Below are 25,419 nucleotides of genomic sequence, written 5' to 3'. Positions count from 1 at the left end.
GAGGGGCCGGGATAATGAACATAGTACTTAAGAATTCACTCAAAAACATATTCGGCAAACCGTTCCGCACCCTGATGGTCGTGTTTGCGATCTTCGTCTGTTCAGTTTGTGCGATGCTCTGCTTTGACCTGGTATCGTCCATAGAAAAATACGTTACCATGGTATTCGGCAATATAACATCAGGAGACATCTTCGCCCTTGTCGATGACTACTCCGTAAAAGGTCTGCCTGACGGATTTCCGGAAGCGAAGATCGTGGAGATCAATTCCAACAGTGACATGCTCTACAATGACATTGAGGGCGAATATGCCTTCGTATCGACCCAAAAACTCAGCATCCTCGGCGTAAATGTCGACGATGCAGTCGACATGGGCTTCATGGATCCGATCGAGCTAGGCGAACTGGAAGCCTACTGCACTTATAAGTTGTCCGTTGATTACGGTTACAAAGAAGGCGATACGATCACGGTTCATGACAGGAGCGGAGAAGAAGTCGAGATAAAGATCACAGGTGTATTTCCGAGGGACAGCAAGAATACTCTTCTTACCGGATACAAGCTCCTGGTAAATCTCGACACGGCAAGGATCATCTCCTGCGGCAGACGCGATGTCGGCGTCCTCATGATCGACATAACCGATGACACAAGTGTCAGGGAAGCATGCGATATGCTTGAAGAGTACTATCCTCAGGGAACCGTAATATGCCTCGCTCTTACAGAGGAAGAATCGGCAAACATCCAGGATACGACGGCAGTCTTCTATCTGCTCTTTACTATAGCATTCCTTCTGGTGATCTTCGTAACTGCTTCCATCTGCAACAGGATCGTAAGCGAGAGAATGCCGATGGTTGGAACTTTAAGAAGCCTTGGAATGAGCGCTGCCGGGACCGGACTCGTACTCCTGCTCGAAAACGTTCTCTATGCGTTATTGGGAAGCGTTCCGGCGGTGTTATTCTATACGCTCATCAAAACACCGGTCTTCAACATGATATTCTATATGACCGACAATGACGGAAATCCGGTTCCGATGGACGTGGATCCGGTATCTTGGGTGCTTATAGCAGGCGTTATCGCCGGCTCCATACTGGTCGAATGTCTCATTCCTTTGAAAGCGATACTGAAAGCGATAAAGACACCGATCCGTGACATCATCTTCGATAACAGGGATACAGAATACAAATACAGCAAGGCAGGTCTTGTTGCAGGCATCGTATTGCTTGCGGGTGCGGCCGCTGCTTTCTTCTTCAGAAAGCAGTTTGCGGGAGCTACCGTATGTCTTCTGTGTACAGTTGTCGCCATCGCGTTCCTGTTCCCGTGGATATATAAGCTGATAGTCACGTGCTTTGAAAAACTTGCGGAAAGATCAGGCAGTACCACGTGGTCTCTTTCACTGATCGAGGCCAAAACGAGAAAGAGCACTGTCTCGAGCGGTGTGCTCTGCGTAACCGCGGCAGCAATGAGCGTAGTCATTTTCGGAATCGCCATGTCCCTGTTCGACATGCTGAGCGGATACGACTTTTCGAGCGATGTCATCGTTACATGCTCAGGCAAGCTTAAGGATTTCGAATTCATCGATAAGCTCGACAGCGTTACGGATACCGAAGTGATCTACCGTGAAACCATGGACATAAGGGTAAACGGCAATGAGAAGAGCATATACGGTTACTTCATTGCAATGCCTGACAACGGATTTAAGTACTATAACATCTTTTCGGAACTTCCGGATTCATTGGAAGAAGGTTCGGTCTTCGTTGACGAAAACTATGCCGTGAAGCAGGGAATAAAAGCCGGCGATACGATAACGGTTATATATGACCCTGAAGGTGTCGTCCCGATCATGCGTGAATACATTGTCCAGGACCTTGTAAAGTTCAGTTCTCTTTCCGGCCCGAACGGAACATTTCTGATGACCAAAAACGAATTCAGAGAGATATTCAGAGACTCCGTCAGCTATTACCTCGTAAAATGTGACGATCCCGACAAAGTAGCGTATACGATCAATAAATATACCCTCGACGGTTACGCTGATGTTCAGACCTTTGACGAATACAAGTATGAAGTCGACAGTGAAGTAACGCGCCTTACGGCGATACTTATGACAGTCATAACCGTCGGACTCGCAATGACATTCGTCGGCATGGTCAGCAACCAGCTGATAGGCTTTGACGGCAGAAAAAAGGAATGCGCCGTAATGCTGTCGACTTCAATGAACAGGGGCAAACTCTCGGGGATCCTGTTTAAAGAGATGCTGGTAACTTCCGTCACTGCTTCAGTGACAGGTACCCTGACGGGTCTGTTCCTGTGCAGCGTGATCGGCGAAGCCACAAAGAATTCGCTGGATCTCGAACTGGTGATCGATCCTGACCCTGTCAAGTGTCTGATATTCTGCATCGTGCTCATCCTGGTCTTTACCGGAACGGTACTGTTCCCGCTGAAGCACTTAAAGAAGATGAATCTCTCAGAGACGCTCAAGTATGAATAATCTGGCGGAGGATAATAAGATGAATAAAGTGATCGAAGTAAATAATGTCAGCAAGACATTCGGTAAGAACACAAACCTGAACCGCGTTCTGGACGGGGCGAGCATGTATGTCGAAGAAGGAGAATTCGTCTCGCTCATGGGTGCGTCAGGATCAGGCAAATCGACACTCCTGTACCTGATCGGCGGTCTTGACCGTGATTTCGAAGGCAATATCTCGTTGTGCGGGAAAGACATCGGTTCGCTTAAGGATAAACAGTTATCCGATCTCCGTCTGAAGAACGTCGGATTCGTATTCCAGTTCTATAACCTCGTAATGAATCTCAAAGTCGAAGACAACATCCTTCTGCCCCAGACCATAAACGGCAGATCCAAAGCATCTTTGAAAGAAGAATTTGAAGAGATACTGGAGATCACAGGCCTTACCGAAAAGCGGAATGCAATGCCCGCGACATTGTCAGGCGGCCAGCAGCAGAGAGTTGCCATCGCAAGAGCTGTAATGGGAAGTCCTTCCGTTCTCCTCGCAGACGAGCCGACCGGAAATCTCGATGCTAAATCTTCACTTGAGATAATGGAACTCTTCTCGAAGCTCAACAAAGAAAAGGGGCTTACCATCCTCCAGGTAACGCACTCCGAGAAATGCGCATCCTACGGAACGAGGATAGTCAGGCTCGAGAACGGGAAAACGACCTGATAGAGCCTTTGGCTCAGAATCCCCACATGTTCCACTGGGTACGGCCGCAATATTTGCACTTCATCTCATAATTCGGCCACAAAGAACGGAAGATCGCGCCCGGCTTTGTCTTGCCCGTAAATTCCAAATCACAGTGTCCGTACTCTCTTCCGGGACATGATTCGCCATTATCATAATTTCCGCCTGAAAGGGCTTTCAGCTGCTCGGGAGTAAGTACTATAAGCTCGTCCGTAACAGCCTTCTTTTCGTTGTTTAATGTGTAAGTCTTCATTTTTGATCCCTCCTGCGATATGTTTTACATCCACATTATCCGCAGAGATGAAAACGCAAACAATCAGTAATTCAGGACCTTTCCGTTGAAAAAGCAACACTTACCGGCCCGCATGTTTCCAAACGATGCGGGATAAAAACTGAACACGTAAACTGTAAATAAAAAAGCCTCTTTCTCAGCCTTTCTGCTTTCCGCCCATTCCCCAATTCTCGAGCGGAGGTTCATCTATCAAAATGAAAACATCCGACGGGTCTATCGCAAGACTGCTGCTGAGATTGCCTGTTATTTTTTCTATCAGGCCGGCCTTCTGTTCCCCGGTCCTTCCAGGGAATAACTTCATCTCTATTATCATGAAAGCATCCGACTTAAATGACGGGAATTCGAAGTCGTCTCTGTCATACTCGCTTATGCGCTGGAATCTGTCCCAGTCCTCTATCCCGATCGAATCGACCAGTCCCTGATGGATACAATCAAGAACAGTTTTCTTATAATCCTGAGACTTTCCTCTCAACATAATGACATTGACTAATGGCATTTGCTTTTCGCTCCTGTAAAACTTTTTTCTATTATATCCTGTCAATGTATTCCCTGATGGTTTCTTTTACATGCACAGGATCATCCTTCATGCCGCGGTGCACCCACAGTGAGATGACATTCCATACCGCTCCCACATTAAGGGCGATCAGATAATCGGAGTCGAGTCCTTCAAACAGCGGCGTGAAAGGATTGTTTTCTGAAAGCTCACTGTCACGGAATGAAGGAAGATACTCGTTCATGCATTGAAGCGCAACATGAAGCATATTATGCCTGTCAAGCAGCATCAGAAGTTTCCTGTTCTTATCGGCAAATAGGAATATGTTGGTCAGCACGTCGCCTTTTCCGGAATTGATCACGCTGCAGTAATCCGCCAGCGCTTTTCTGGTTATATAAACGAGCACGTCATCTTTGGAACTGAAATTCCTGTAAAAGGTCTTTCTCACCAGATCAGTCTCCAGGATGATCTGCTTTACCGTGATCTCGTTATAGGGATACTTCTCCATAAGTCCGAGAAGTGCCCCGGCTATCTCATTTCTTGAACGGACCGCAGACGGATGGTCAGCACTGTTCATTGTATTCTCCTTCCGGGAAAGTACACAAAATCGCGTGTTTGTGTATCTTTTGCCATATCTGTTTACTTAACTCCGTAACCATAGTAGCATCTTCCATGAAATACACAAGTGTGTCACTTATATCAGGAGGAAACCCTTGAAGATCATCGTGATAAACGGGAGTCCCAGAAAAAACGGACTGACAGCTTCCATACTTCATGCTGTGGAAAAAGAGCTGATATCTCCGGGAATCACCGTAGAATATTATGACCTCATAGACCTTGAAATCGGACATTGCCTGGGATGCTGTTCCTGCTATAAGACAGGACATTGTCATATCAATGACGATGCGGAAATGTTAAGCGAAAAGATAAGGCAGGCAGACGGGTTGGTACTCGGCTCTCCAACATATGCAAGTAATGTATCTGGGCTGATGAAAGACCTCATCGACAGAGGTCATTTCGTGATCGAACAGCTGCTGACCGGCAAACGCTGCATCACTGTGGCCACCGGAGAAAACTACGGCTTTAGGAATACTGAAAAGATATTGAATGATCTCATCCTGTTTTCGGGCGGTATCCTATGTGCGCACATCGCGCTGAAAGCCCCTTTTAACGGCAAGGACAGCCGTAAGGAAAAGATCTGCTCATTAAGCAGAAGAGCAGCAAAAAGGCTGGTGCGTAAAAGGGCGTGTATCTTTCAGAAGCTGTATCACCATATTATCTTCAGTTTCGGGATCAGGCCATTCGTTAAGCGAAAAGGTGAACTGTATAAAGGCGTCACGTTGCGCTGGTCGGATATGGGAATCGGATGAAGGAGATGTATTTATGAGAGACTATATACTTTTGCTGCCGTTGATATTCATATTTCATGATATGGAAGAACTTGCGGGATTCGGCTGGTTCTTCAGGAAAAATCCCTGGTTGTTTGAGAGATATCCCAAAGTAATGAACACATACCGCGGATTTACCAACGAAGGCTTCACTTTGGCAGTATATGAGGAATTCATACCCTTTTTCGGAGTAAGTCTTCTCGCGTACTATTTTCCGTGCAGTTTTCTCTATGGGCTCTGGTACGGAATATTCCTCTCACTGTTAGGACACTTCTTCATCCACATCGGTCACACGGTATATATACGGAAATATATCCCGTGCGTGGCAACGAGCATAATATGTCTGCCGATCAGCGCCTTCATCCTGGTAAGATGCGCGGCATTCATGAATGCAGATGCCGTTACCGTCCTTGCAGCAGCCGGAGGCATCGTCCTCATGCTGGCGAATTTCCGTGTGGCACACGGAGTGATGCACTATGTGAACAGGAAGATCAACCTGTCCGGAAACTGATCCAATGTCCTGTCACATCTGTCCTATCTCTATATTTCCGGTAGCTACATTTATCTTTATCGAATTCGGGATGGAGTTCGTATTTTTACCCTTAGAGCTGTACTCTCTGCCCGAAATATCCTGACCGGCTTTAACGGATCCCGTTTTAACTTTGCACTCGATGTCGTATTGTTCGAAATCCTCTTCGATATCAAACTTTACGCTTCCGGCTTTTACATCTGTCTCAGCCTTGTTGAAGTTCGTGTTTCTGAAATTCACGTTTCCGGCCTTTATACGGAACTCGGCCTTAAGGAAATTGCCGTCGCTGACTGACAGATTTCCCGCATTGATAACTCCCGAAAACCAGTCAGCGGTAATGCCACTGACGCTTACGTCGCCGGCGTTTATCTTAATGTCAAGATCATTCAGGACCGTCTCCTTCCCTACCGTTACGGTAAGGCACGGTTTGTTGATCGCCATGGCGCCATGGAATATGCCTCCGACAGAGTTCTGCGTAACCGTAAGCTCGCCATTCTCAAATGATATCTCAGGCATGAGTTTCTTATCGCCCGTGTAGCCTGTGCTTTTAAGTCCGCAGCCGTCTTCCGCAACAACACTGACCGAACAAGCCTTAAGGTCCATCTTTATTGACTTAACATCACCGCTGAAACTTTCCATCCTTATTCTCCTTATAATTCAAAAATATAAAACGACTCCGGATATCCCACGTTCATCACAACAAAATCCTGTTCATGTTCTGAGAGTTTCCCGCCCCATGACTCATATACTTTTCTGGCTTTGAAGTTATTCTTCAAAACACCTACGACAAACCTGTCCGCATTTTTGCTCTTTGCCCATTCGACGAATATGTCTTTTAAGGCAGTGCCGATGCCCGTTCCCTGGTAATCGGGATATACATAGAGAGCTACCAGATCAGCATAGTCGTTTTTGAAGTAATCGTAATCCGAATCCAGCGTTCCAAACATCAGACCCACTATCTTCCCGTCATGTTCTGCCACATAAGCGACCTTTCTGTCACCGAGAAATTTCTCTTCCGTAAACTCACGTGCTTTGCCTTCTATGGCTTTATCACGCTCATCAAATACTTCTTCAGGGAAAATGTCACAGTACGCGGTGCGCCACACTCTGCTCAGGAGTGTATACCATTCATATCCGTCTTCTTTGCGAACTTGCCTGTAACTTATGTCCATAAGTGCTGTTCCCATTCCCCTGCCGTCAGTAATAATGCAATTATATCACGGCTGAATCTCAACGCATTTCCGCCCCGTTGTCGTAAAACTGTAAAAAAATCATGAAACCGCAAAAATCTGCAAAGAAAGCCTTGTTTTAAAGGCATTTGATTTATATAATCGCTCATATCGGTTATTCGATAACATAATTATTTTTCGGAGGTTCTATTCATGAATAGACAGGAATTAGTTGACGCAATGGCAGCTAAGGCTGGCATTTCCAAGGCAGCAGCAGATGCAGCAGTTAAGGCTTTCATCGAGGTAGTCGGTGATGAGCTCCAGAACGGCGGTAAGGTTTCTCTCGTAGGTTTCGGTTCTTTCGAGACAACAAAGAGAGCTGCAAGAACAGGCCGTAACCCTCAGACAGGCGCTGCTACAAAGATCGCAGCTTGCACAGCTCCTAAGTTCAAGGCAGGCAAGGCTCTTAAGGATCAGGTTAACACAAAGCCTTCCAAGAAGTGCAAGAAGTAATCCTTATTCACTGAACATAGGTTAAATCGGGGCTGTCTCAGAACAATGAGACAGCCTTTTTAATTTATTTTCAAAATAGTGACAGCTGCTTTTGAATGAAAATGCAAATGGTAAATATCAGTAAATCGGAAGATTACAATCGGCACTCCAAAAAGACTGCGTCTGTTAGACAGAGTTCTGGCGCTGTCGGGTTTGCAGGATGAATCAGGTATAAGAAAAATCGGCAAAGATTCGGCTATGCCGTACTTTTGCAGGATTTTTCTAAGCAAATGCTCGAAAAATACGGCAAATGATTCGGCAGCGCCGCATAGTTGCCGATTTTTTGAAGTGGTGACTTTTCAAATGCAAGCTTTCTGCTTCCCTTTCCTCCGGATCTGCCGGTATTCCCAAAGAGAATTATTCATATTCCGAGAAAGTATGCGCGGATCATGCTGTTGTCGGTATAATGCTTTTATTAAGGAGAAGCGTCAATGAGCAAACTTAAACCGTTAGTAGGAGTCATGCCGCTTTGGGATGACGGCAAAGAAAGCATATGGATGCTTCCGGGATATCTGGAAGGTATACGCAATGCAGGAGGTATCCCTGTCATCCTGCCTTTTACCACAGATACAGACGAGCTCGGCCAGCTGGCTGAAATGTGTGACGGTTTCCTGTTTACAGGCGGACACGATGTATCCCCGTATATCTATAACGAGGAACCTCTCGATGATTCTGTTGTCTGCTGTAAAGAACGCGATGATATGGAATCCTTTTACTTAAGGTTTGCCATGACTTCGGATAAGCCCGTTCTCGGCATATGCCGGGGAATCCAGTTCATTAATGCCGCTTTAGGCGGCACGCTGTATCAGGATCTTCCCACTCAGCACCCTTCTGATATCGAGCATCATCAGAAACCGCCCTACGATATACCTGTCCACAGCGTTATCATCGCGGAAGATTCTCCACTTGGAAAGCTTCTCGGTACTGATCAGTTGCAAGTCAACAGTTACCATCATCAGGCTGTAAGAAAACTCTCACCCAAACTATTGACTATGGCAACATCACCGGACGGATTGGTGGAAGCGGTCTATATGCCCGGGCACCGTTTCTTATGGGCAGTGCAATGGCATCCTGAATTCTCTTATCTTTCAGACGTCAGCAGTCAGAAGATCTTCTCTGCCTTTGTGGAAGCCATGAAATAGTTTTTGAAGTGCTGCCCGACACACTCATTCCGATCTGTTGCTTATGCATCACTTCTTACCTGCATTACTGATTGTTTGGCACGGAGACCCCGGTGATAATGAAGACACAAACAAAATTCATCTATCACAAGGAGATACGGACATGACAAACGTTAATGAGATCAGAACAGCAGAACTCGATCAGGTTGCAGGCGGCGGATTTTACGATGATGAACCGGCTGAAGTGATCTTCGAAGAGGCTTACAAGACTGCGGCTGAGTGGAAGAAGAGCGGCAGACCTTTGGACACGGCATTGGGAATGCTTACAAGATATTTCTGTGTTCCGGGACGTGTCGAAAGACAGCAGCTTTTCCCGGTAGTATATTCAGCTTATGAAGAAAACTGATTGAGACTGTGATATAAAACAACACGATATGTGCTGAGTCGGGTATGTTTCCCGGATCAGCACTTTTTGTTTGAGTTCGTGTGCGCCGGATCAGTCTATTTTCTGCACCTGAAAAAGATAAAGTCCGGCTGATGAACGACACCGCCGAATCTGTCGGGATACTTTGCAAGAATGTCATCAGGCACTTTCGACTCCCGGCATTCCTCGATCACAAAACCCGCACCGGCAATGCAGTTTATCAGCGTCGATATCATTCTGTGATAAACTTCGTAATCCTCAACAACCCACTTAAAGTGACGCTCCCCTTCAATACCGTAGTTATGGAGATTTGCGTAAAGCCTTACGCCGTCTTCTGTCCTCGTGTATCTGTCATAAACGCCGTCGTATGCAGTCGATATGGGGTGAGACGTCGAGAATACAAGATAACCGCCGTCATCAAGAAGCGCGTATATTTCCTTCATGAGTTTTCCGAAGTCCTCTGAATAATCGAATGCCAGTGAACTCGTTATAAGGTCAAAACGCTCGTCTATCTTTTCAAGATCCTCAAATGCGAGACGGCGGTATGCGATGTTATCCGCACTGTTATTCTCTTTTGCAAAAGCAAGCATCTTCTCGGAAATGTCGATACCTAAAACAGATGCCGCACCGGCCTTTGAATACTGCATCGCATGCTGACCCATTCCGCACCCGATATCCAGTATCTTCCTGCCTTTAAGATCAGGCAGCATGGCCGTTATTATCGGCGATTCGATGACCTCATTGAAATTGATCTCATCACTTCGAAGACCCCTGAAATTTTCGAAAAAAGTATCGTTGTCGTATATGTTCTGCTGCATTTTTATCCCCTTACGTTTCTGCTGACCGATAAACTCACAATCATTATACATATCATTCCGATCAAGTGCCGTCCGGAGAACTGAAAACCTTTCACAGTTCTTTTTCCAATTCCAGAGCCCTGTCATATAACCTTTGGGCTTCATCGGGAGACAATTCTCCAAAACAGGCATCATAGTCACTCTTCATGTCATGGAAACCGCGGTTGTTCGTCATGTCATCTGCGGAAAAACCGTTCTTGAATCTGAATGTGTAGTAATCAGTGCCGTATTCCTCTTCGCCGTCTTTGTCCGTGAATAAGACCGGTCTGGAAAAGATGACTGTCGCCCTGTTCCTGCCCGTGCGTGTGATAGTAACCTCAGTCGTATAACCGGCCTCATGCGCCTTTTCCTTAGTCGTGGGAACATTTACTACGATCTTATCCAGTTCAGGTTTTAAGAGACCTGTCTTGAAATAATATTCAGCGCCGTCTTCGGTGATAAGGATACTGTCATCACTTACCCATTCCACTTCATATCCTTCATCAGCCAGTTCATTTACGGTCTTGCTGCTGATCCTTCCGCATCCGCTCATTCCTGACAATATGCAGGCACATAAAATGACCGACAATAATTTCTTTATCTTATGCATGATGTATTTCTCTCTCCTGCCTTTACGGATCTGCCAGCATATGGAGATAGCCGGCTGCAAGGTAAATGGCTGCCGCTATGAGCGCAATCCCCATAATAACCGCTATGGTCCCTATAGCTTTACCGCTGCCTTTGCTTAAGACCTTTCCGCCTGTTATAACGGATGCTATGCCTTGTAACGGGAAAAGCAGGATCATGAGAGGATAGGAGAACAGAGAAGAATTCTCGAGATCACAAAAATCGTCTCCGAGCTTGATGTCATTTACGATGTGGGTTGCCGGATTAACAGTGGAAAGGATCCGGAAGAAACTGTATAAAAACAGGCCGAAACCCGCCAGCGCGGCTAACACTCCCGGTATCGAGAAACCCAGAAGGACATTCCCGCATATCTTGCGCGTCCTGTCCTCTGACCGTCTCATGACAAGGGCAATTGCAAAAAACAGCGGACAGATGATCCACATCCACCAGCAGTTTTCGAATACAATATCCCATTCCATCACGGAACTTAACGTTTCCATATCTTTGATCCTTATCCCTATCCTTTTCCTTATGCAAGGAAATCTTACCATTGTTTCAAAAGATAATTTAGGAATGTTTGCTGTAATTTATCTCATACTTGTATTCAAAGGCTTCTTCCGGTGACGATCTGTTTATGCGTCCGCCGGATTCTTTAACCCTTTTCATACCGAGCTTTTCCATCAGTCTGAAAGATGCAGTATTCCTCGTGTCACAATATGCGCAGAAGTATGTGATCCCCATTTCTTCCGCGAAATAATCCATTACCGCTTTTGCGCTTTCATAAGCAAATCCCCTGCCCCAGTATTCCCTGTTTATAATCCAGCCGAGAACGGGTTTGCCGTTTTCCATATGAACGCTGATCCCGCCTATATGCTCACCGTCATGGATTATTGCAAACTCATAAAACTCCGGGTCTGGTTTTGACCATTCGGCTTCCGCCTTCTTAAGGAATTCCAGTGACTCCTTCTCATCTTCGCTTGGAAGAAAACACATATATCTCGCATTTTCGACATTCATGGCATACGCATTATAGGTTTCCAGATATTCCGGTCCCAATGGTCTTATCAAAAGTCTTTCCGATGTTATCTCCATAAGTTCCTGTCCTTAATGTCACTCACAAGCAGTTTTCTTTCAGCCAATGAGCCACTCCGTCCTCATCGTTTGAAAGCGTCATCCCGTCAGCTGCAGCCACAGCTTCCGGAACCGCATTAGCGACCGCTATCCCTTTGCCGCACAGCTTAAGCATCTCGACATCATTGCTGTCATCTCCGAATGCAACGATGTCATCGATAGCATTCCCGCTGATCTTTGTCAGTTCGGCAATCGCGGCCGTTTTCCCCGAACCCTGAGGCAGAAAAGAATACCATCGCTCACCGCGGTAACACTGGAGTCTGCATCCCACATCTTCTGATATCTTCCGCGCGACAGCCTCATCAGGCAATTCGGCTACGATCTTGTTAGCTCTGATGCCGAGCGGCTTTGAGTAATCGTTATATATTGCTTTATGGAGTTTCTCGGATTCGGCGATATGAAGGCTGTTCCAGTAGACATCCTTTCCGTGTGCCACGGTGATCTCTGTTCCCGGGACCATTTCAAGAATGCTTCTTACTATCAGTTCCGTATCATCCTCCGAAAACTCACAGGAGTACAGGCAGCCTCCGGCTGAATGGATCAGTGTACCGTCTGTGGTTATCTCATAGTCAGGCTTCAAAAGGTCGATATATCTCTCGGCGCCGATCCAATATCTTGCTGTCGCGATCGCGAAAAGGATACCTTTGCTCCTGCACTCCTTCAACACATCAAGAGTATTAACGGATATGGTCCCGTCCTGTCTCAATAACGTATGATCAAGATCTGTTAAGATCATTCTTATCATTATCTGTTCACTCTCCGGTCACATTACGTTTCTTACCAAGTCCTTACTCCTGAACATTCAGGATATTATTCCACATGATACATAATTCTCAGCCTCTGAGCCTCATTAGCAGAGAACCCGAACTTTTCATAGAATGGAATCTTATCCGGCATGGCACACAACTCGACAAAAATGTGTGTATCAGGAACTCCGTGCTCATTAATATATTTAAGCAATTCTTCGATCAGCATTCGGCCAATACCTTTTCCCTGATATTCAGGCAGAACTATAACGTCTTTAATATAGTAACAAAGCCCCATATCTCCAATAACTCTTGCCATTGCCACGATCTTATCCCCATCAAATATCGAGACTCTGAACAAGGTATTATCCATAGCAAGCTTTGTCTGTTCCAAAGACGGTCCTTTGCCCCATACAGATTCCCACATCTGAACGAATTCTTCTGCTGTTAATTCATCATGTTTAATTATCAGATCACTCATATTGCTTTATCCTATTTTTTTCTGTTCATTTTCCCGGCTAATTCAATCTCCGCAAGGGAAACCGCCATTTAGTTAAGAATCCTGATGTTTATCTTCATCAGATAAGGAAATTATACCATCCGGGAAAAAGTAAACTTCATCGGGTACAAATATAATTATTCCCGGCGTATGGCAAACGTCTTTCGAGTTCATGCCGACGCAGTTGGAATACTTGAAGACAATATATTTGGAATTATGAATGATCGTAAGTCTGTTGTTGTGCATGCCGTTGACGACTGCATGAAATGCAATATATTCCCTGCGTTTTACGACCCTCAGTCTGTAAATGAAGTTCGTCAGTGAATATGAAAAAATCGGCAATCCGAATATCAGTATAAAAAAGAACACGAATCCGGCGCGTCCCTCTGTTCTGGAAAACCTGGAGTGTAAGGCAACATATCCGTTGAATACCAGAAGCACGATGGGAGCTACGATCATGACAATAGTATTCAGGAGCTGTTCCTTAAAAACCGCACGGGAGAGAGCTTTGTGCAGAACGGACGGATCTTCCACCACATAAAACTCATCGTTTTGCGGGAGCCTGGGCTTGGTGAAGATCCTTCTCCACCCCTTAAGGTCCTTTAATGCATATTTCACCGCATTAACTGATATGATGAGGCTTCCTGAAGGAAACAGGCCGATCCCGGCAAACATCATGGGCATATCATCGTTGTCCGCGCCATCTATCCAGAGAAAAAATGCAGCAATGTACCACACTATCATCAGCACGATCAGAACGGTATTCAGAACCCGCTTTTCTTTTTCGTGCGTCTTTTTCTTAGTGTGCTTATAAAACCGTTTTGCTTTCATTTGTGACATGCGTCATATTATTTGCTTATCCGATATCAGGCTGAATTCATCCTTGAATCTTGCCAGGATGACCTTGTCTCCTATGTCGGGTTCGTCATCCGGTTTCAGTTTTTTGATGTAACCGAATACGTGAAAATCCAACCCTTTTATAACGTAACCATTCTCGCTGCGATGAACGAGTATACCGGAATAAAACTCTGTATCATCTTTACGGATCGAACCCAAGACCGAGAATAAATTATAAACTGCATAGAAGGGAAATAACAGACATGCCAACAGGAAAAAACCGACTCCGACACGATGCAAAAAAAATATGCATAAATACAGGATAACGGCCGCGATCAAAGCAACAAGAAGTGATTCGGGAATAAGGACAAGTGCTTTATTTCGATGAAAACCGGTAAACCTCTTCTTAAGATCTTCGTCAATGTTTACCGGTGTCAGGTGCTGCTCTTTCACAGCTTTTTCCACGGCATAAACCACACCATTCCCGGATACTATCTCCTTCGGTGAATCATCAGGTGCCATTGGACTCTTTTTCATCTTAATGTATTCCACTTTGGGGTTATGCATCAGGCAATGGTTATGGATTATCTTCGCGGAATTTTCCGCATCCTGCATGCTCTCGGACAATACGATATATTTGAACTTTTTCGTTCCGACTACGATATTATAAGTGTAATAGTCCTCATAGTGGCCGCTGTATTTCGACCCTTTGCGCCTGGTATGCCAGTGCTGTATAACCTGCAATGAAGATATGTCTTCATATGCAACGGCGGCTACACCGGCAGACACACCGATCAGCATATCCGGTGCAAGAAAAACACCTACGTCACGCAGATATTTAGCGTTTTTTGCGTTTGCCTGTTCGTCCACCTGGGCTCTGGTAAATCTCTTATCACCGCAAAAGGGAAAGAAACTTTTGATTACCTCCAGATCCTGGTCGGTCTGAATACCGATCCAGGAGAAAATGAGACCTGTGATACCAAATGCCAGATGCGGAACATAGTAAACATCATCCGTGCATCTTATCCTGTTGATGAGACCGATCACGGTGAATACTAACGACACGGCAAAAATCCCGAGAGTAAAAGCCATTAACACGCCGTTCTCGTTAACGAAACTGCTGAGCACTGCATTGGTATACCAGTTGCGGCGGGGCGGGATCTTAACTCCGTTAAAATAAGCTTCGATCACCTTATTGAGTTTTTTCTCGGAACCCACAAACAAAAGCCCGTGAGCCTTGCAGATATCGCTTAGTTCATCTCTGCACCAGCGGTATTTTTTGAATTCCTCGTAAGTCTTAATGCTGTCAAAATCAGGTCTTTTCATGGTAGATAATATACGGCGTGCCCGAACATTATACCAATACGTTTCATATGGGCGCTTCGCGCACATAGCCGAACAATCCCTTCTTATGTCATCCTTCTTTGCGGAACTGCGAGATAAACTTCCAGGCATTCTCGATGCTGTGCTGTCTGCATTCGTGAACCTGGTTGCTTACACTTGAGAAAGCGGTCCTGCATACGCCGTCCTCGCTGTCGTAATAATGGATCGTCAGCGTTGCGTCTCTCTCGGGATCGTAAACCTTCTCGATGCGGTCGCCCGGAATGCCCCAGATCGGATCTTCCCAGTTGTCCTTGTCGTCGAAAGAAACGTCTGCAAAAGACTTCTTAAGCTTATTGACCTCAGCAACGTATTTTACACGCTCAAGCGAAGTATCGGCATGGAAAGGAAGTTCGGGCAGATGTGATTTCTCTCCGCCTGAATAGAATACGGGAACGGAAACCGTCTTATTGAGCCTGTCGGTAACGGGTTTGCCGAAGAAGGTCGTATATACGGGGAAAAGCGCACTCGCCGGCATGATGCCCGCAAAGATCTCCGGATACTCCTGATAAAGATCCCATGTCTTGCCGCTTCCCATCGAGAATCCTGTTGCATAGATCCGTGACGTGTCAACAGGATAACGTGTTTTCAGCACCTCGATAACGTCCTTTGCTTCCGTCGCGGTGACAAACTGGTGATTCTCGATCGCGACATAAAGGAAGTTATTCTTTCTCGCGACGTCCCACCAGCCGGCAACATATGTCAGATACATTGACGAGTCACCGCCGCCGTGGAATCCGATAACGAGAGAAACGGGACCGTTATCCAAAAGACCGTTATTGTAATATGCAAAATAACCGACCTTATGATCGGGAGTCTTTTCCGGAAGAAAGTCGTTGTCAGGCGACGTCTTGACGGTGACAAAGCCGACATCCTCGGTCATGCCGAGTTCCTTGAAATCGGGCTCCAGTTCGATATGGCCGCACCACATCTTGAACTTCTTTACAAAGGCATCGAAATCATTTACATAATCAGCTTCATCCTTTATGAGAAGATTCTCACAACCGCTGAAAGCAAGGTTTATCTCATCGCTGTTTCCGACACTTAATACCGCAATATCTTTCCTCTCAACTTGAGGAACAACGCTCAGTCTTTCCATGGAGCACATTGCAGGCGTGATCTCACCCGGACCCCAAAGGTATTCGCCATCAATCTTCTTAAGGAGATTTGCCGCAACGAAGTCCGCTGACTTGCCGTAGCTGTATATGTCCGTGCGGAATTTCGCGCCGCGCGCATAAAAACCTTCAAATGTATGAGTGAAGAAATTGAAATCCTCAACGATACCGTCTTTGTAGACAGTGATCATCTTGATCTCCGCGATAACATCAGCATAAAGAGAACTGTCTGCACCATCCCAGCCGCCTTCCGCAACGGGATAGATAAAAAGAACGCTTGAATCATAGCTTGCAGCGATCTTTGAAAGACCCGTCCTTTGCGCAAACTCCACCGCGCTTGCCATATCCTGTTTTTCCTCTTCGAAAACCAGCAGGAGCGGCGCCCTGAATCCGTAGTTGTTCGTCTGTCCGTCAAGATCGTTATCAGGCACAAAGACCTTCATGACGAATGATCCGAATTCATGTTCCCAACATTTTCCGCCGTTGCAGTCTTTTATGGCAGGTCTCTCCATCATAGGCATATTCCGTTTATCTCCTTAAATAATTATTTGATGCGCTTTCCGTGGATCTCGCAATCCTGTATTCTCGTTCCGTCTTTTCTGATAATAACATTTTCCCAGCGGAAACCGTCTGCTGTGATATCGGAAAATATCCAGTAGACGTCCTCCTGGTCCAGCACCTTACCTACGAGCTTATCATCTTCTTTGGTGAAGCAGAGCCTCTTACGGCCGCCAAACTCATCGTAATAATCACAGTCCCAGTCACCGATAAGCGGCGCAAACCAGTCATATCCGTCAGGGATCTTATCGGTCTTTTCACTCAACAACGCGTCAATAAAACTGTCCATTTAAAATTTCCCTTTCCGTGTTTACGGTATCCCCTTACGGCCCCGTCAGTCCCCATTATCGTTTTATCCCTGACCGGACTTTTACTGGAGATATTATAATCCAAGAAACTTTAAATCTTTTAGTTTTTGCTTTCTGAAACGCAATCAGTTCAGATACTTCTCCTGATAGGTGGTTCCTTCAGACGCGCATTCTCTCAGGAGATCCGAAAACTGTTTTGTATAATCGTCTTCACACAACGCATAGAGCTTTGCGAAATAACTGTTGAAACCGGCTCCGCCTCTCAGTTCGTACCCTCCGATCATGATCTCATTTCCGTCCGCGTCATAAAGGATGATGTATCTTGAGGTTCCGTCAGTCATGTTTTCATCCTCTTTACCCACATTCATGTTGTAGACTTTCGAGGGCGAAAAGAGTTTTCTGATCTCATTTATTCTTTCTTCGGATAACTGCTCCCGTCCGATTTCATTACCACGGTAAAGGACTATCAAAGTCCCGTCACTTTTTAATGTGTATCCCAGAGATTCATATATCCACGGCTCGCTTACCTTCAGCGTGAACATCGTTTCCCCGCTGAACTGCGGAGTATCTTTTGCCTTGCATCCCGTCATACCGAACGATGCGATCAATGAAATAACCAGCACAGATATCAGCATCCTGATCCATCTGAAGTTTTGCCCCTGTTCTTTTTTTACGTAAGTCATAGTTTCCCCCGTCTTTTATTAATCTGTCATAAATACAGATAGGAGAAAACAATTGTTGCAGGTCGCCGTCCTTACGGATCAGTCAAGCAATGTATCATCAAGTCTGTGACTGGGAAGTTCCAGTTCACGTCTGAGAAAGGCTCCCATGTTTTCTATCTTTCCGTTTCTGTATATTCTCATCTCTGATCCGGTTAATATGACTTCATCATTTATCCCGTAATCCCCATAACAGATGTGAATACTGTAACTGTGGAATACAAAACCTTCATCATCCTCGGTAATGAATTCGCCGAAACATGTTTGAACATCATCCTCTGCCTGAGTCGACCGGTACGCAAAGAAGTGCCTGATGTTTTCTTCATTCAGTTCGAAATAAGCTGTCCCCGTTTCTTCGTCGTAATAACTCTTCTTGTAAACCATCAAAGTTGCTCTGAACGAGAATGCATCGTCATAATAATAATCGCTTGCAAAAAGCCAGTATTCGTCATTCTCGCCTGCAAGACGGATATTGTGGTACGAACTCTTTAAATGATCTTTCCAGGTCTCCCGGCAGATGCCCAATGCCTCATCGTAATCAGAAGCAGAGCGCTCTGCGCGCCTCCACAGCTGTTCATATCCGTCCTCTTTACTCAGCCCGAAATCTTCACCCTTGTGGTCAGGAGTCCTTACATCCACGATCTTCCGGTCAAGCTGGAGCATTCCGTACTCCTCGAGTTTCTCATCCGACATGTTCAGGATCTCTTCTTCAGTCGACGGAGGATAGACCTTCTGTTGTGACTGTGTCTGTTCTGCCCCAGTCAGCTCTTCATCCGTTGTCGTAATCTCCGAAGTCTCCTGCCCGGATGAATCCGTCATGACGCACCCGGCCAGACAGGACAGGCCCAGCAGGACCGTCAGGCCTGTCACAGATATGCACTTTTTCACGTTTATTAATAACATAACCGGCTCCTCCCCATATGCTTTTTCATCAAGCGCCTTTTTATCCGGTCTGCAAAACGATCCTTAATCCTGTTTTTTCACATCCCTGATGCTTCCGTCGGGATACTTTATCTTCATGCTGTCAAGCTGGGCGGACAGGTTGCCGACCACCAGGGCGCGGTATTCGTTGCGGAGCCTGGTCTGTTCCGCCTTTTCCGCTTCACTTAGTCCTTCCGTCTTAGATTTCCTGCTCAATTCATTTATCCGCTTGATAAGCTGATCGAATTCCATGACAATTCCCCGTTTTTCCGTATTTCGATTTTTCAATCATACTATACACGAATAAACGGGGAAAATGGTGTCACTGAATCTTTTTCGCGGCGTCAGGCTGCGGCAGCCTTAGCGGAAGGTTTTGCCGCGAATGCGATGAGCAATGCTGCGGCTGCATATCCGAGAAGCGCTATAACCGATGATTCGGCTCCGAAAGCTCCGCCTGTAAGAACTGAAGATCCGGAATCGATCACATATGTCACGAAAGATTCCTGCGACGGAACAGGTGCTATCGTAAGCAGACCGCCTGCCATGAAGAGATTCCAGACTGCGTGGACAACGGCTCCGTTCCATACCGAGCCTGTCTTTATGGCGATCAGGGAGAACATGATGCCGACAGCGGTTCCGGTGATCAGAAGACGTACGCAGTCTCCCGCGTCAAACTGTTCCATCTCCGTGATATGGACGGCTGCGAACAGGACCGAAGGTACTACGGCAGCCACGACCTTGTTCCATCTCTTTTTGAGAAGGCCGAACATTACACCCCTGAAAAGGACCTCCTCGACCACGGGTGCGGCGATGCAGTTGTAAACAAGCGAAGCGAGCACGGTGAGCTTTGCCTCGGTATCAAGTCCGCCCGGCACGAATCTGCCATGTGTAAACAGGATGAAGCTTCCGCATACGGCTACAGGCAGTAAGACTGCCAGAATAATATATCCCGGTCTGACGGCGCCCTTTGCCATTCCGATCTCCTCTGCTTGGCATTTAAACCCTTTTCCGTAGATCAGCTTTACGGCCAGAAGGGCTATGACAAGATGGAGTACGCCCCAAAGGATTATGCATACCCACATCGGCACATTAAGGAGCACCGGAAGGCCCGAAATTATCGAAGAAAGAATGCTTGATACGATCATGATGACAACGGCAAGGATAGTGCCGGAAACGGTTTTTACGGTATTCATTGATAAGTCCTCCTTTCAGACAGGCAATCCGTTGATCAGGAAAAAGATGATCATCGAGATAAGATCGACCGTGAGCAGCGCGCCAAAACCTATCAGCACCCACTTAAGGACACTCTTTGTACGCCTTTTATTGTTATCGGTAAGTATCTTCTGATCGATCACGTCAGCCATTGTCTTGTGATCTTCTTTATTAACCGGTTCTATGCCCTTGAGCAGATAATCCGTGGTGACACCGAACAGATCACTCATGATTATGACTTTATCTATATCGGGTGTTGCCTGTTCGCTCTCCCACTTTGACACTGCCTGGCGGGATACTCCGACCGCATCCGCAAATTCTTCCTGTGACATGCCTTTTGATTTTCTAAGGCTCTGTATCCTGTCTGAGATCTTCATTTGTTCACCTCCAAGGTTTGATGGCCTGAGATTAGCAGGACAGGCATTTACAAAGCCACCAACTGCACTTTGAAGTTTGTCAACCTGCGGTTGCATCCCTGTATTTTCGGGCAAAACAGGGCTTTTTGAGCACCTTTCTCAAATTATTCATACTTTTTCAACAGGATAGTCACAAGGCCTTGCAATAATCGTATTAACCACAAAACTGAAGGAGGATAATTCGATGAGTGATATAGATAAGCTCTTTAATAAGGAACTTTCGATAGAAGATCTTGAAGGTGTAAACGGCGGTACCAAGGCTGAATGGCATGTCCTCGATGTAGTCTTTAACGGGGCAGACATGTGGGATGCCAAGGACCTCGATCTCCATGGCAGAAGCAAATTGGAAGAAAAGATCACCAAGATCACGGGGTTTAAGGTCAACTACGGTATGCTCAACCTGAAAAAAGACATTGTTCTTCAGGCACCGGACGGCACTCTGATGGATCTTTATGAATTTCTCGATTATCTGCAGGAGCATTACACGATGGATGAAGTCCTTACCTGGTCGCAGATGTGATAACCGCCGGCCAATGCCGGCCTGGCAAGTAGTATAATTATTTAGGGGGCAGTCTCTGAATGTCGGGACGCCCCTTACTTTTACCGGATCGGCGGGGTACTAATCCATGGTTGCCAGGAACGCGAAACACAAGACCAGACGGATCGTCATACCTGTAATGATCGCTGCCGTCTTCATCTGCCTGGCCGTCATCCCTTTCGCGCGCGCAGGAAAAAATCCCAATGTCACCATAGTCTCCCCGGTAATCCCACTTTATGAGGTAAAGGACACACATATCCCGCTGCCCTATTCCGACGGAGCGGCGGTGGTAACTGTCTATTATGATTTTCACCTTCTGAAACGCGACATATATATCCTCGGTCTGAACGTCTCGACAGAAGCATATACCGTGAAAAACGTGAAAAACGGCGAAAAGACGAAAGTCACCGATATCGAACGGTACCGTTCCATCCTGGACAAATTCTGATCCGGTCTCCGCGACTGCAAAATAATGCCTGTAACATTGTTACTTCGCACTGTTTATATAGGATTGGGCTGTATTCCGCTCGCCGTTCTTTTAGGTATCTCTCAGAAGCCCAGAGCATCATTTACAAGGATTACGTGGATCCTGTCTGCATGTCTTGAAAATCTGGTGATAAGGAACTGACAGCAGATCGTGTCCGGAGACTTACAGTTCATGCAGGCACCCGTCTTTGTGCAGGGCGTATCAAGGCCGAATCTCTGCGCATTGATGGGGGCAGCAACATTTCGGGCCCTCTTCATCGCGCCGTCCTCATCACTGCAGACTTTATTCATTCCGACAATGAAAAGAACTTTTTTGGGTCCCTGGGCGATCGCAGATACCCTGTTGGCGTTTCCGTCGATGTTTATGAGGACTCCGTCTTCAGTTATGGCATTGCAGCTCGAAAGGAAGAAATCGGCATCGTATGCCGCGAGCATCGCAGCACGCTTGTCTTCGACTGCATCCCTGTCTATGAAATCATAATTGCCGGCTTTAAGAGCTTCAACAAGACCCGTCTCATGCACGCTCATGCTGCCGCCCATAGTAACCGTGGCTCCTTCGGGGATCAGCTCTAATGCGATCTTCTTCGCCTCTTCTGCAGAGGATGCATAGTAGCCGCTCATATTTCGCGACTGAAGTCCCTTGATGACCTTCTGAGCCAGTTTCTCATTGCGCTTGGTGATGTTTTCGTTCATTGCTCTTCCTCCCCGGTCTCTAAACCTGATCAAATGTCATCACCATTATACCCGATAAAAAAAGCCTGAGGCTCTTACTGACATATCCGCATTCAGACCGGGTGTTCATAGGCTTCACCATTTTTCAGACCGGTGTAAAATTGACTTCTTTTTTCGCATATACGAAAATGTGACAGACTTGTTAGTTTTGCGTAAGCAGATGCTAAGGAATGGATCGGCCTGTAATCCTATACTGAAGCCACAGAACATGGAAAGGACAATCGAATTATGAGTCTGCTTGAAGCAAAGAATATCAAAAAAGTATACAAGACAAGATTCGGAGGTGCCTCTGTCGAGGCACTGAAGAATGTAAGTTTTACGGTTGAGAAGGGTGAGTATGTCGCCATCATGGGCGAGTCCGGATCAGGCAAGACGACACTTCTCAACATACTCGCCGCGCTCGATAAGGCGACTGAAGGAACGGTCATCCTTGACGGCATGGATCTCTCGAAAGTAAAAGACAAGGACGTCGCCGCATTCAGAAGGGATAACCTGGGTTTTGTTTTCCAGGAGTTTAATCTCCTGGATACATTCTCGCTGGAAGACAACATATATCTCCCTTTGGTCCTGGCAGGCAAAAAGCATGCCGAGATGAAGCAAAAGCTCGATATTATTGCCGGCACCCTGGGAATATCGGATCTGCTAAAGAAATATCCTTATGAAGTATCCGGCGGACAAAAACAGAGAGCCGCGGTTGCCAGAGCACTTATCTCCAACCCCAGGATAATCCTTGCGGATGAGCCTACGGGAGCTCTCGATTCAAAATCATCCGACGAACTTCTCTCGCTCTTTAAGAAAGTAAATCAGATGGGACAGACGATCCTCATGGTCACCCACTCGACCAAGGCCGCTTCGAATGCGTCACGTGTCCTGTTTATCAAGGACGGCGTGATCTTCCACCAGATATACAAAGGCGAAAACACCGATCAGCAGATGTATCAGAAGATCAGCGATACGCTGAACCTCCTCGCCCAGGGAGGTGACAGGTAATGAAGACCGGCTTCTATCCTAAGATGGCCGTCAGCGGAATGCGCAAGAACGGCCGGCTTTATCTGCCGTATATAGCGGCATGCATCCTGATGGTTGCGGTGTTCTACATCATGCATCTGCTGGGCTATTCTGAGATGCTCGAAGGCTTCGAGGGTGCCGGAACGGCAAGAGACATGCTAAGGCTCGGCACGATCGTAATGGCTGTTTTCGGGACCATATTCCTGTTCTACACGCAGGCAACGCTCATCAAGGGAAGACTTAAGGAATTCGGCCTTTACAGCGTTCTCGGAATGAGCAGGAAAAACCTGGGGAAAATAATCTTTTACGAGACGGTCATCACATGGTTCGTATCTGTTACGGGCGGAACCGCGATCGGCATCGGTCTTTCCAAACTTGCCGAACTTGCATTTCGAAAGATGATCGGCATCGGATCGAGCTACAGGTTTATCATCAGCGGCGAGTCCATACTGGTTACGGTTATCGTGTACAGCCTTATCTTCTTCCTGATCTTCCTTAATGCGGCAAGACAGGTAAGATTCTCGAGAACGATCAATCTCATCAATTCCGACAAGGCAGGCGAAAAGCCTCCGAAGGCAAACTGGTTCATCGGTATCCTCGGACTTGTCATCCTCCTGTCAGGATATTTCCTCGCACTGAAGATCGAACAGCCCTTATCGGCTCTCCAAGTCTTCTTTATCGCCGTCATCCTCACTATCATCGGAACTTATCTTGTGCTGATCGCAGGTTCCGTCGTGCTTTGCAGGATCCTTCAGAAGAATAAGAAATACTATTACAAGACCAATCATTTCGTATCCGTATCCTCAATGGCATACAGGATGAAGAGAAACGGCGCGGGACTTGCCTCGATCTGCATCCTGCTTACCATGATCCTCGTAATGATGTCTTCGACTTCCGCGCTTTATGTGAACAGAGAAGAAACACTGAACAATCACTATCCGAGACAGATCAACTGCACCGCGAGCAATGACGGTTTCTCCGGCAGTTACGGTGAGAGAATCGAAAAGATAAAGGCGGATGTAGATTCAAAAACAAAAGAATATGGTGCCGAGATCAGGGACTGTTATTACTACACCACATGCTATGTCAGCGGGTATTTCGAGAACGGCAGACTTATTCTTGATGTCGATGCACTGGATAATATACTGAGGATAGATTACGACAATGTCATACAGGTATATTTCTTCGGCATTGACGATTACAACCGACTGACCGGTAACAACGAGGTCCTGTCTTCTGGCGAAGTCCTGGTCGGTGTTGAAGGCAACGTTGCTTTGGGCGATGAGATCACGATCGGTGACGAGTCTTTCAGGGTCGCGAAAAAGATAAACTACAGACAGGGCGACTTTAAACACACGCTCGTCAGCACGATCGTATCAACTCTCTTCATCATCGTAGACGATCTCGGAGACGTGGCATCACGCTATAACGGTTTATACGACTATAAAGGCAATGAGATGCTCACATGGGAATGGCATTATTCTTTCGATACGGATCTTGATGAGGATAAACAGATGGAACTCTCCGGTCTGCTCAGGGATCATATCCGTGATGAACTGTATCAGGAAGAGTACTGGGGCGTCCGCTGCGAGAGCAGGGCTGAACAGCGTAATGATTTCGTCAGGACATTCGGAGGACTCTTCTTCCTCGGCATCCTCCTCAGCGTGATCTTCCTCGTATCCTGCGTACTCATCATCTACTATAAGCAGATATCCGAAGGATTCGAAGACCAGTCAAGGTTCGGCATCATGCAGAAGGTCGGCATGACAAAAGAAAACATCAGAAACAGCATCAACTCGCAGATGCTGACTGTATTCCTGATCCCGATCGTTGTTGCGTGCATACACCTTGCAGTGGTGCTGCCGATCATCCACAAGCTCTTAAAACTCTTCGGCCACAACAACATGCCGCTGCTCCTCGCATGCGCCGGTATCTGCGTACTGATCTGCGGAATATTCTATGCCACGATCTACAAGATCACATCCAACGCGTACTACAAGATAGTATCGTAAGATACTTTTTCCCAAGAATAAAAAAAATATATAAGCCGCCTGTTCATGGTCACAAAGACCGGACGGGCGGCTTTTTACTGACGCACTTGTGCCGAGTTTTTCTCTCAATATTGATGGCGTTTTGATGTTGAAATGAAGACTATTTGAAAACCCGGGGTCTTAACCTTTAAACGTAAGCAGA

Annotated in this window: 32 protein-coding genes; 11 read left to right on the top strand and 21 right to left on the bottom strand. The window is 46.4% G+C overall.

All coding sequences use genetic code 11. The features are described from left to right. Positions 1-14 precede the first annotated feature (14 nt). Both BO18_RS26875 and BO18_RS26870 read left to right on the top strand, forming a co-directional pair. Positions 15-2,480 (top strand): ABC transporter permease, encoded by a 2,466-nt coding sequence (locus BO18_RS26875; RefSeq protein ID WP_034450926.1) that lies wholly within the window; start codon positions 15-17, stop codon positions 2,478-2,480. A 19-nt stretch (positions 2,481-2,499) separates the two neighbouring features. Beyond that, positions 2,500-3,171, top strand: coding sequence for an ABC transporter ATP-binding protein (locus BO18_RS26870; RefSeq protein ID WP_034451887.1), 672 nt, complete (start codon positions 2,500-2,502; stop codon positions 3,169-3,171). Between the two features lie 13 nt (positions 3,172-3,184). Here the strand turns inward: BO18_RS26870 and BO18_RS26865 are convergent, their stop codons facing one another. The 3 genes from BO18_RS26865 to BO18_RS26855 all read right to left on the bottom strand — a co-directional run bounded on the left by BO18_RS26865 (position 3,185) and on the right by BO18_RS26855 (position 4,551). Next, complete coding sequence (locus BO18_RS26865; protein ID WP_034450924.1) at positions 3,185-3,442, bottom strand: hypothetical protein; 258 nt, start codon at positions 3,440-3,442, stop codon at positions 3,185-3,187. A gap of 175 nt (positions 3,443-3,617) precedes the next feature. Continuing rightward, positions 3,618-3,977: a tautomerase family protein gene (locus tag BO18_RS26860; protein WP_034450923.1), complete on the bottom strand. Its 360-nt coding sequence runs from the start codon at positions 3,975-3,977 to the stop codon at positions 3,618-3,620. Positions 3,978-4,008: 31 nt separating this feature from the next. Beyond that, complete coding sequence (locus tag BO18_RS26855) at positions 4,009-4,551, bottom strand: TetR/AcrR family transcriptional regulator (protein ID WP_034450921.1); 543 nt, start codon at positions 4,549-4,551, stop codon at positions 4,009-4,011. 136 nt (positions 4,552-4,687) lie between these two features. Here BO18_RS26855 and BO18_RS33690 point away from each other — a divergent pair, with 136 nt between their 5' ends. Both BO18_RS33690 and BO18_RS26845 read left to right on the top strand, forming a co-directional pair. Further along, on the top strand, positions 4,688-5,344 hold the full coding sequence (locus BO18_RS33690; protein WP_051689208.1) for a flavodoxin family protein: 657 nt from the start codon (positions 4,688-4,690) through the stop codon (positions 5,342-5,344). A 13-nt stretch (positions 5,345-5,357) separates the two neighbouring features. Next, positions 5,358-5,873, top strand: coding sequence for an HXXEE domain-containing protein (locus tag BO18_RS26845; RefSeq protein WP_051689207.1), 516 nt, complete (start codon positions 5,358-5,360; stop codon positions 5,871-5,873). Between the two features lie 12 nt (positions 5,874-5,885). Here BO18_RS26845 and BO18_RS26840 read toward each other — a convergent pair whose 3' ends face one another. Beyond that, on the bottom strand, positions 5,886-6,530 hold the full coding sequence (locus tag BO18_RS26840; RefSeq protein WP_034450919.1) for a DUF4097 family beta strand repeat-containing protein: 645 nt from the start codon (positions 6,528-6,530) through the stop codon (positions 5,886-5,888). Positions 6,531-6,541: 11 nt separating this feature from the next. Continuing rightward, the gene (locus BO18_RS26835) at positions 6,542-7,078 is read right to left on the bottom strand and encodes a GNAT family N-acetyltransferase (protein ID WP_034450917.1); all 537 of its coding nucleotides are present in this window, start codon (positions 7,076-7,078) and stop codon (positions 6,542-6,544) included. A 195-nt stretch (positions 7,079-7,273) separates the two neighbouring features. Here BO18_RS26835 and BO18_RS26830 point away from each other — a divergent pair, with 195 nt between their 5' ends. The 3 genes from BO18_RS26830 to BO18_RS26820 all read left to right on the top strand — a co-directional run bounded on the left by BO18_RS26830 (position 7,274) and on the right by BO18_RS26820 (position 9,139). Then, the gene (locus BO18_RS26830) at positions 7,274-7,573 is read left to right on the top strand and encodes an HU family DNA-binding protein (protein ID WP_034450916.1); all 300 of its coding nucleotides are present in this window, start codon (positions 7,274-7,276) and stop codon (positions 7,571-7,573) included. Between the two features lie 470 nt (positions 7,574-8,043). Continuing rightward, positions 8,044-8,754: a gamma-glutamyl-gamma-aminobutyrate hydrolase family protein gene (locus BO18_RS26825; protein ID WP_034450914.1), complete on the top strand. Its 711-nt coding sequence runs from the start codon at positions 8,044-8,046 to the stop codon at positions 8,752-8,754. A 142-nt stretch (positions 8,755-8,896) separates the two neighbouring features. Further along, entirely contained in the window at positions 8,897-9,139 is a 243-nt protein-coding gene (locus BO18_RS26820) for a hypothetical protein (RefSeq protein ID WP_034450913.1), read from the top strand. 95 nt (positions 9,140-9,234) lie between these two features. Here BO18_RS26820 and BO18_RS26815 read toward each other — a convergent pair whose 3' ends face one another. The 15 genes from BO18_RS26815 to BO18_RS36365 form a co-directional block, all read right to left on the bottom strand. Then, a complete protein-coding gene (locus BO18_RS26815) occupies positions 9,235-9,975 on the bottom strand; it encodes a class I SAM-dependent methyltransferase (RefSeq protein ID WP_034450911.1) in 741 nt (246 codons plus the stop codon). Positions 9,976-10,066: 91 nt separating this feature from the next. Then, entirely contained in the window at positions 10,067-10,603 is a 537-nt protein-coding gene (locus BO18_RS26810; RefSeq protein ID WP_034450910.1) for a hypothetical protein, read from the bottom strand. Between the two features lie 22 nt (positions 10,604-10,625). Next, positions 10,626-11,120, bottom strand: coding sequence for a hypothetical protein (locus tag BO18_RS26805; RefSeq protein ID WP_185752582.1), 495 nt, complete (start codon positions 11,118-11,120; stop codon positions 10,626-10,628). A gap of 67 nt (positions 11,121-11,187) precedes the next feature. After that, the gene (locus BO18_RS26800) at positions 11,188-11,712 is read right to left on the bottom strand and encodes a GNAT family N-acetyltransferase (RefSeq protein WP_034450907.1); all 525 of its coding nucleotides are present in this window, start codon (positions 11,710-11,712) and stop codon (positions 11,188-11,190) included. A 22-nt stretch (positions 11,713-11,734) separates the two neighbouring features. Beyond that, a complete protein-coding gene (locus tag BO18_RS26795; RefSeq protein WP_034450906.1) occupies positions 11,735-12,496 on the bottom strand; it encodes an HAD family hydrolase in 762 nt (253 codons plus the stop codon). Positions 12,497-12,561: 65 nt separating this feature from the next. Beyond that, positions 12,562-12,978 (bottom strand): GNAT family N-acetyltransferase, encoded by a 417-nt coding sequence (locus tag BO18_RS26790; protein ID WP_034450904.1) that lies wholly within the window; start codon positions 12,976-12,978, stop codon positions 12,562-12,564. A gap of 72 nt (positions 12,979-13,050) precedes the next feature. Further along, the gene (locus tag BO18_RS26785; protein WP_034450903.1) at positions 13,051-13,827 is read right to left on the bottom strand and encodes a hypothetical protein; all 777 of its coding nucleotides are present in this window, start codon (positions 13,825-13,827) and stop codon (positions 13,051-13,053) included. A gap of 12 nt (positions 13,828-13,839) precedes the next feature. Then, the gene (locus BO18_RS26780; RefSeq protein WP_034450902.1) at positions 13,840-15,159 is read right to left on the bottom strand and encodes an SAP domain-containing protein; all 1,320 of its coding nucleotides are present in this window, start codon (positions 15,157-15,159) and stop codon (positions 13,840-13,842) included. Between the two features lie 88 nt (positions 15,160-15,247). Beyond that, on the bottom strand, positions 15,248-16,849 hold the full coding sequence (locus BO18_RS26775) for a hypothetical protein (protein ID WP_034450900.1): 1,602 nt from the start codon (positions 16,847-16,849) through the stop codon (positions 15,248-15,250). 23 nt (positions 16,850-16,872) lie between these two features. Further along, entirely contained in the window at positions 16,873-17,175 is a 303-nt protein-coding gene (locus BO18_RS26770; protein WP_034450898.1) for a hypothetical protein, read from the bottom strand. Positions 17,176-17,319: 144 nt separating this feature from the next. After that, a complete protein-coding gene (locus tag BO18_RS26765) occupies positions 17,320-17,877 on the bottom strand; it encodes a hypothetical protein (RefSeq protein ID WP_034450897.1) in 558 nt (185 codons plus the stop codon). A 78-nt stretch (positions 17,878-17,955) separates the two neighbouring features. After that, the gene (locus BO18_RS26760) at positions 17,956-18,816 is read right to left on the bottom strand and encodes a hypothetical protein (RefSeq protein WP_034450895.1); all 861 of its coding nucleotides are present in this window, start codon (positions 18,814-18,816) and stop codon (positions 17,956-17,958) included. 63 nt (positions 18,817-18,879) lie between these two features. Further along, positions 18,880-19,086 carry a DUF896 domain-containing protein gene (locus BO18_RS26755; protein ID WP_034450894.1) on the bottom strand — a complete coding sequence of 69 codons (207 nt, stop codon included), beginning with the start codon at positions 19,084-19,086 and terminating at the stop codon, positions 18,880-18,882. A 92-nt stretch (positions 19,087-19,178) separates the two neighbouring features. After that, positions 19,179-20,027, bottom strand: a complete 849-nt coding sequence (locus tag BO18_RS26750; protein ID WP_051689206.1) for a CPBP family intramembrane glutamic endopeptidase — start codon at positions 20,025-20,027, stop codon at positions 19,179-19,181. A gap of 15 nt (positions 20,028-20,042) precedes the next feature. Continuing rightward, complete coding sequence (locus BO18_RS36365) at positions 20,043-20,423, bottom strand: helix-turn-helix domain-containing protein (RefSeq protein WP_081861265.1); 381 nt, start codon at positions 20,421-20,423, stop codon at positions 20,043-20,045. 223 nt (positions 20,424-20,646) lie between these two features. Here BO18_RS36365 and BO18_RS26740 point away from each other — a divergent pair, with 223 nt between their 5' ends. Both BO18_RS26740 and BO18_RS26735 read left to right on the top strand, forming a co-directional pair. Next, positions 20,647-20,982 carry a hypothetical protein gene (locus BO18_RS26740; RefSeq protein WP_034450893.1) on the top strand — a complete coding sequence of 112 codons (336 nt, stop codon included), beginning with the start codon at positions 20,647-20,649 and terminating at the stop codon, positions 20,980-20,982. Between the two features lie 106 nt (positions 20,983-21,088). Then, positions 21,089-21,448: a hypothetical protein gene (locus BO18_RS26735; protein ID WP_034450892.1), complete on the top strand. Its 360-nt coding sequence runs from the start codon at positions 21,089-21,091 to the stop codon at positions 21,446-21,448. A gap of 101 nt (positions 21,449-21,549) precedes the next feature. Here BO18_RS26735 and BO18_RS26730 read toward each other — a convergent pair whose 3' ends face one another. Continuing rightward, a complete protein-coding gene (locus BO18_RS26730; RefSeq protein WP_034450891.1) occupies positions 21,550-22,179 on the bottom strand; it encodes a lactate utilization protein in 630 nt (209 codons plus the stop codon). Positions 22,180-22,446: 267 nt separating this feature from the next. Between BO18_RS26730 and BO18_RS26725 the strand changes: the two genes are divergently transcribed. Together BO18_RS26725 and BO18_RS26720 are read left to right on the top strand one after the other, a co-directional pair. Continuing rightward, positions 22,447-23,208 (top strand): ABC transporter ATP-binding protein, encoded by a 762-nt coding sequence (locus tag BO18_RS26725; protein WP_034450890.1) that lies wholly within the window; start codon positions 22,447-22,449, stop codon positions 23,206-23,208. Further along, entirely contained in the window at positions 23,208-25,238 is a 2,031-nt protein-coding gene (locus BO18_RS26720) for an ABC transporter permease (protein ID WP_034450888.1), read from the top strand. Before BO18_RS26725 ends, BO18_RS26720 begins: the two co-directional genes overlap by 1 nt. The last annotated feature ends 181 nt before the right edge of the window (positions 25,239-25,419 follow it).

This window comes from Butyrivibrio sp. AE2032 (assembly GCF_000702965.1).
Note: the sequence above shows the minus strand (reverse complement) of the source record. Positions and strands in the feature narration are given on the sequence as shown.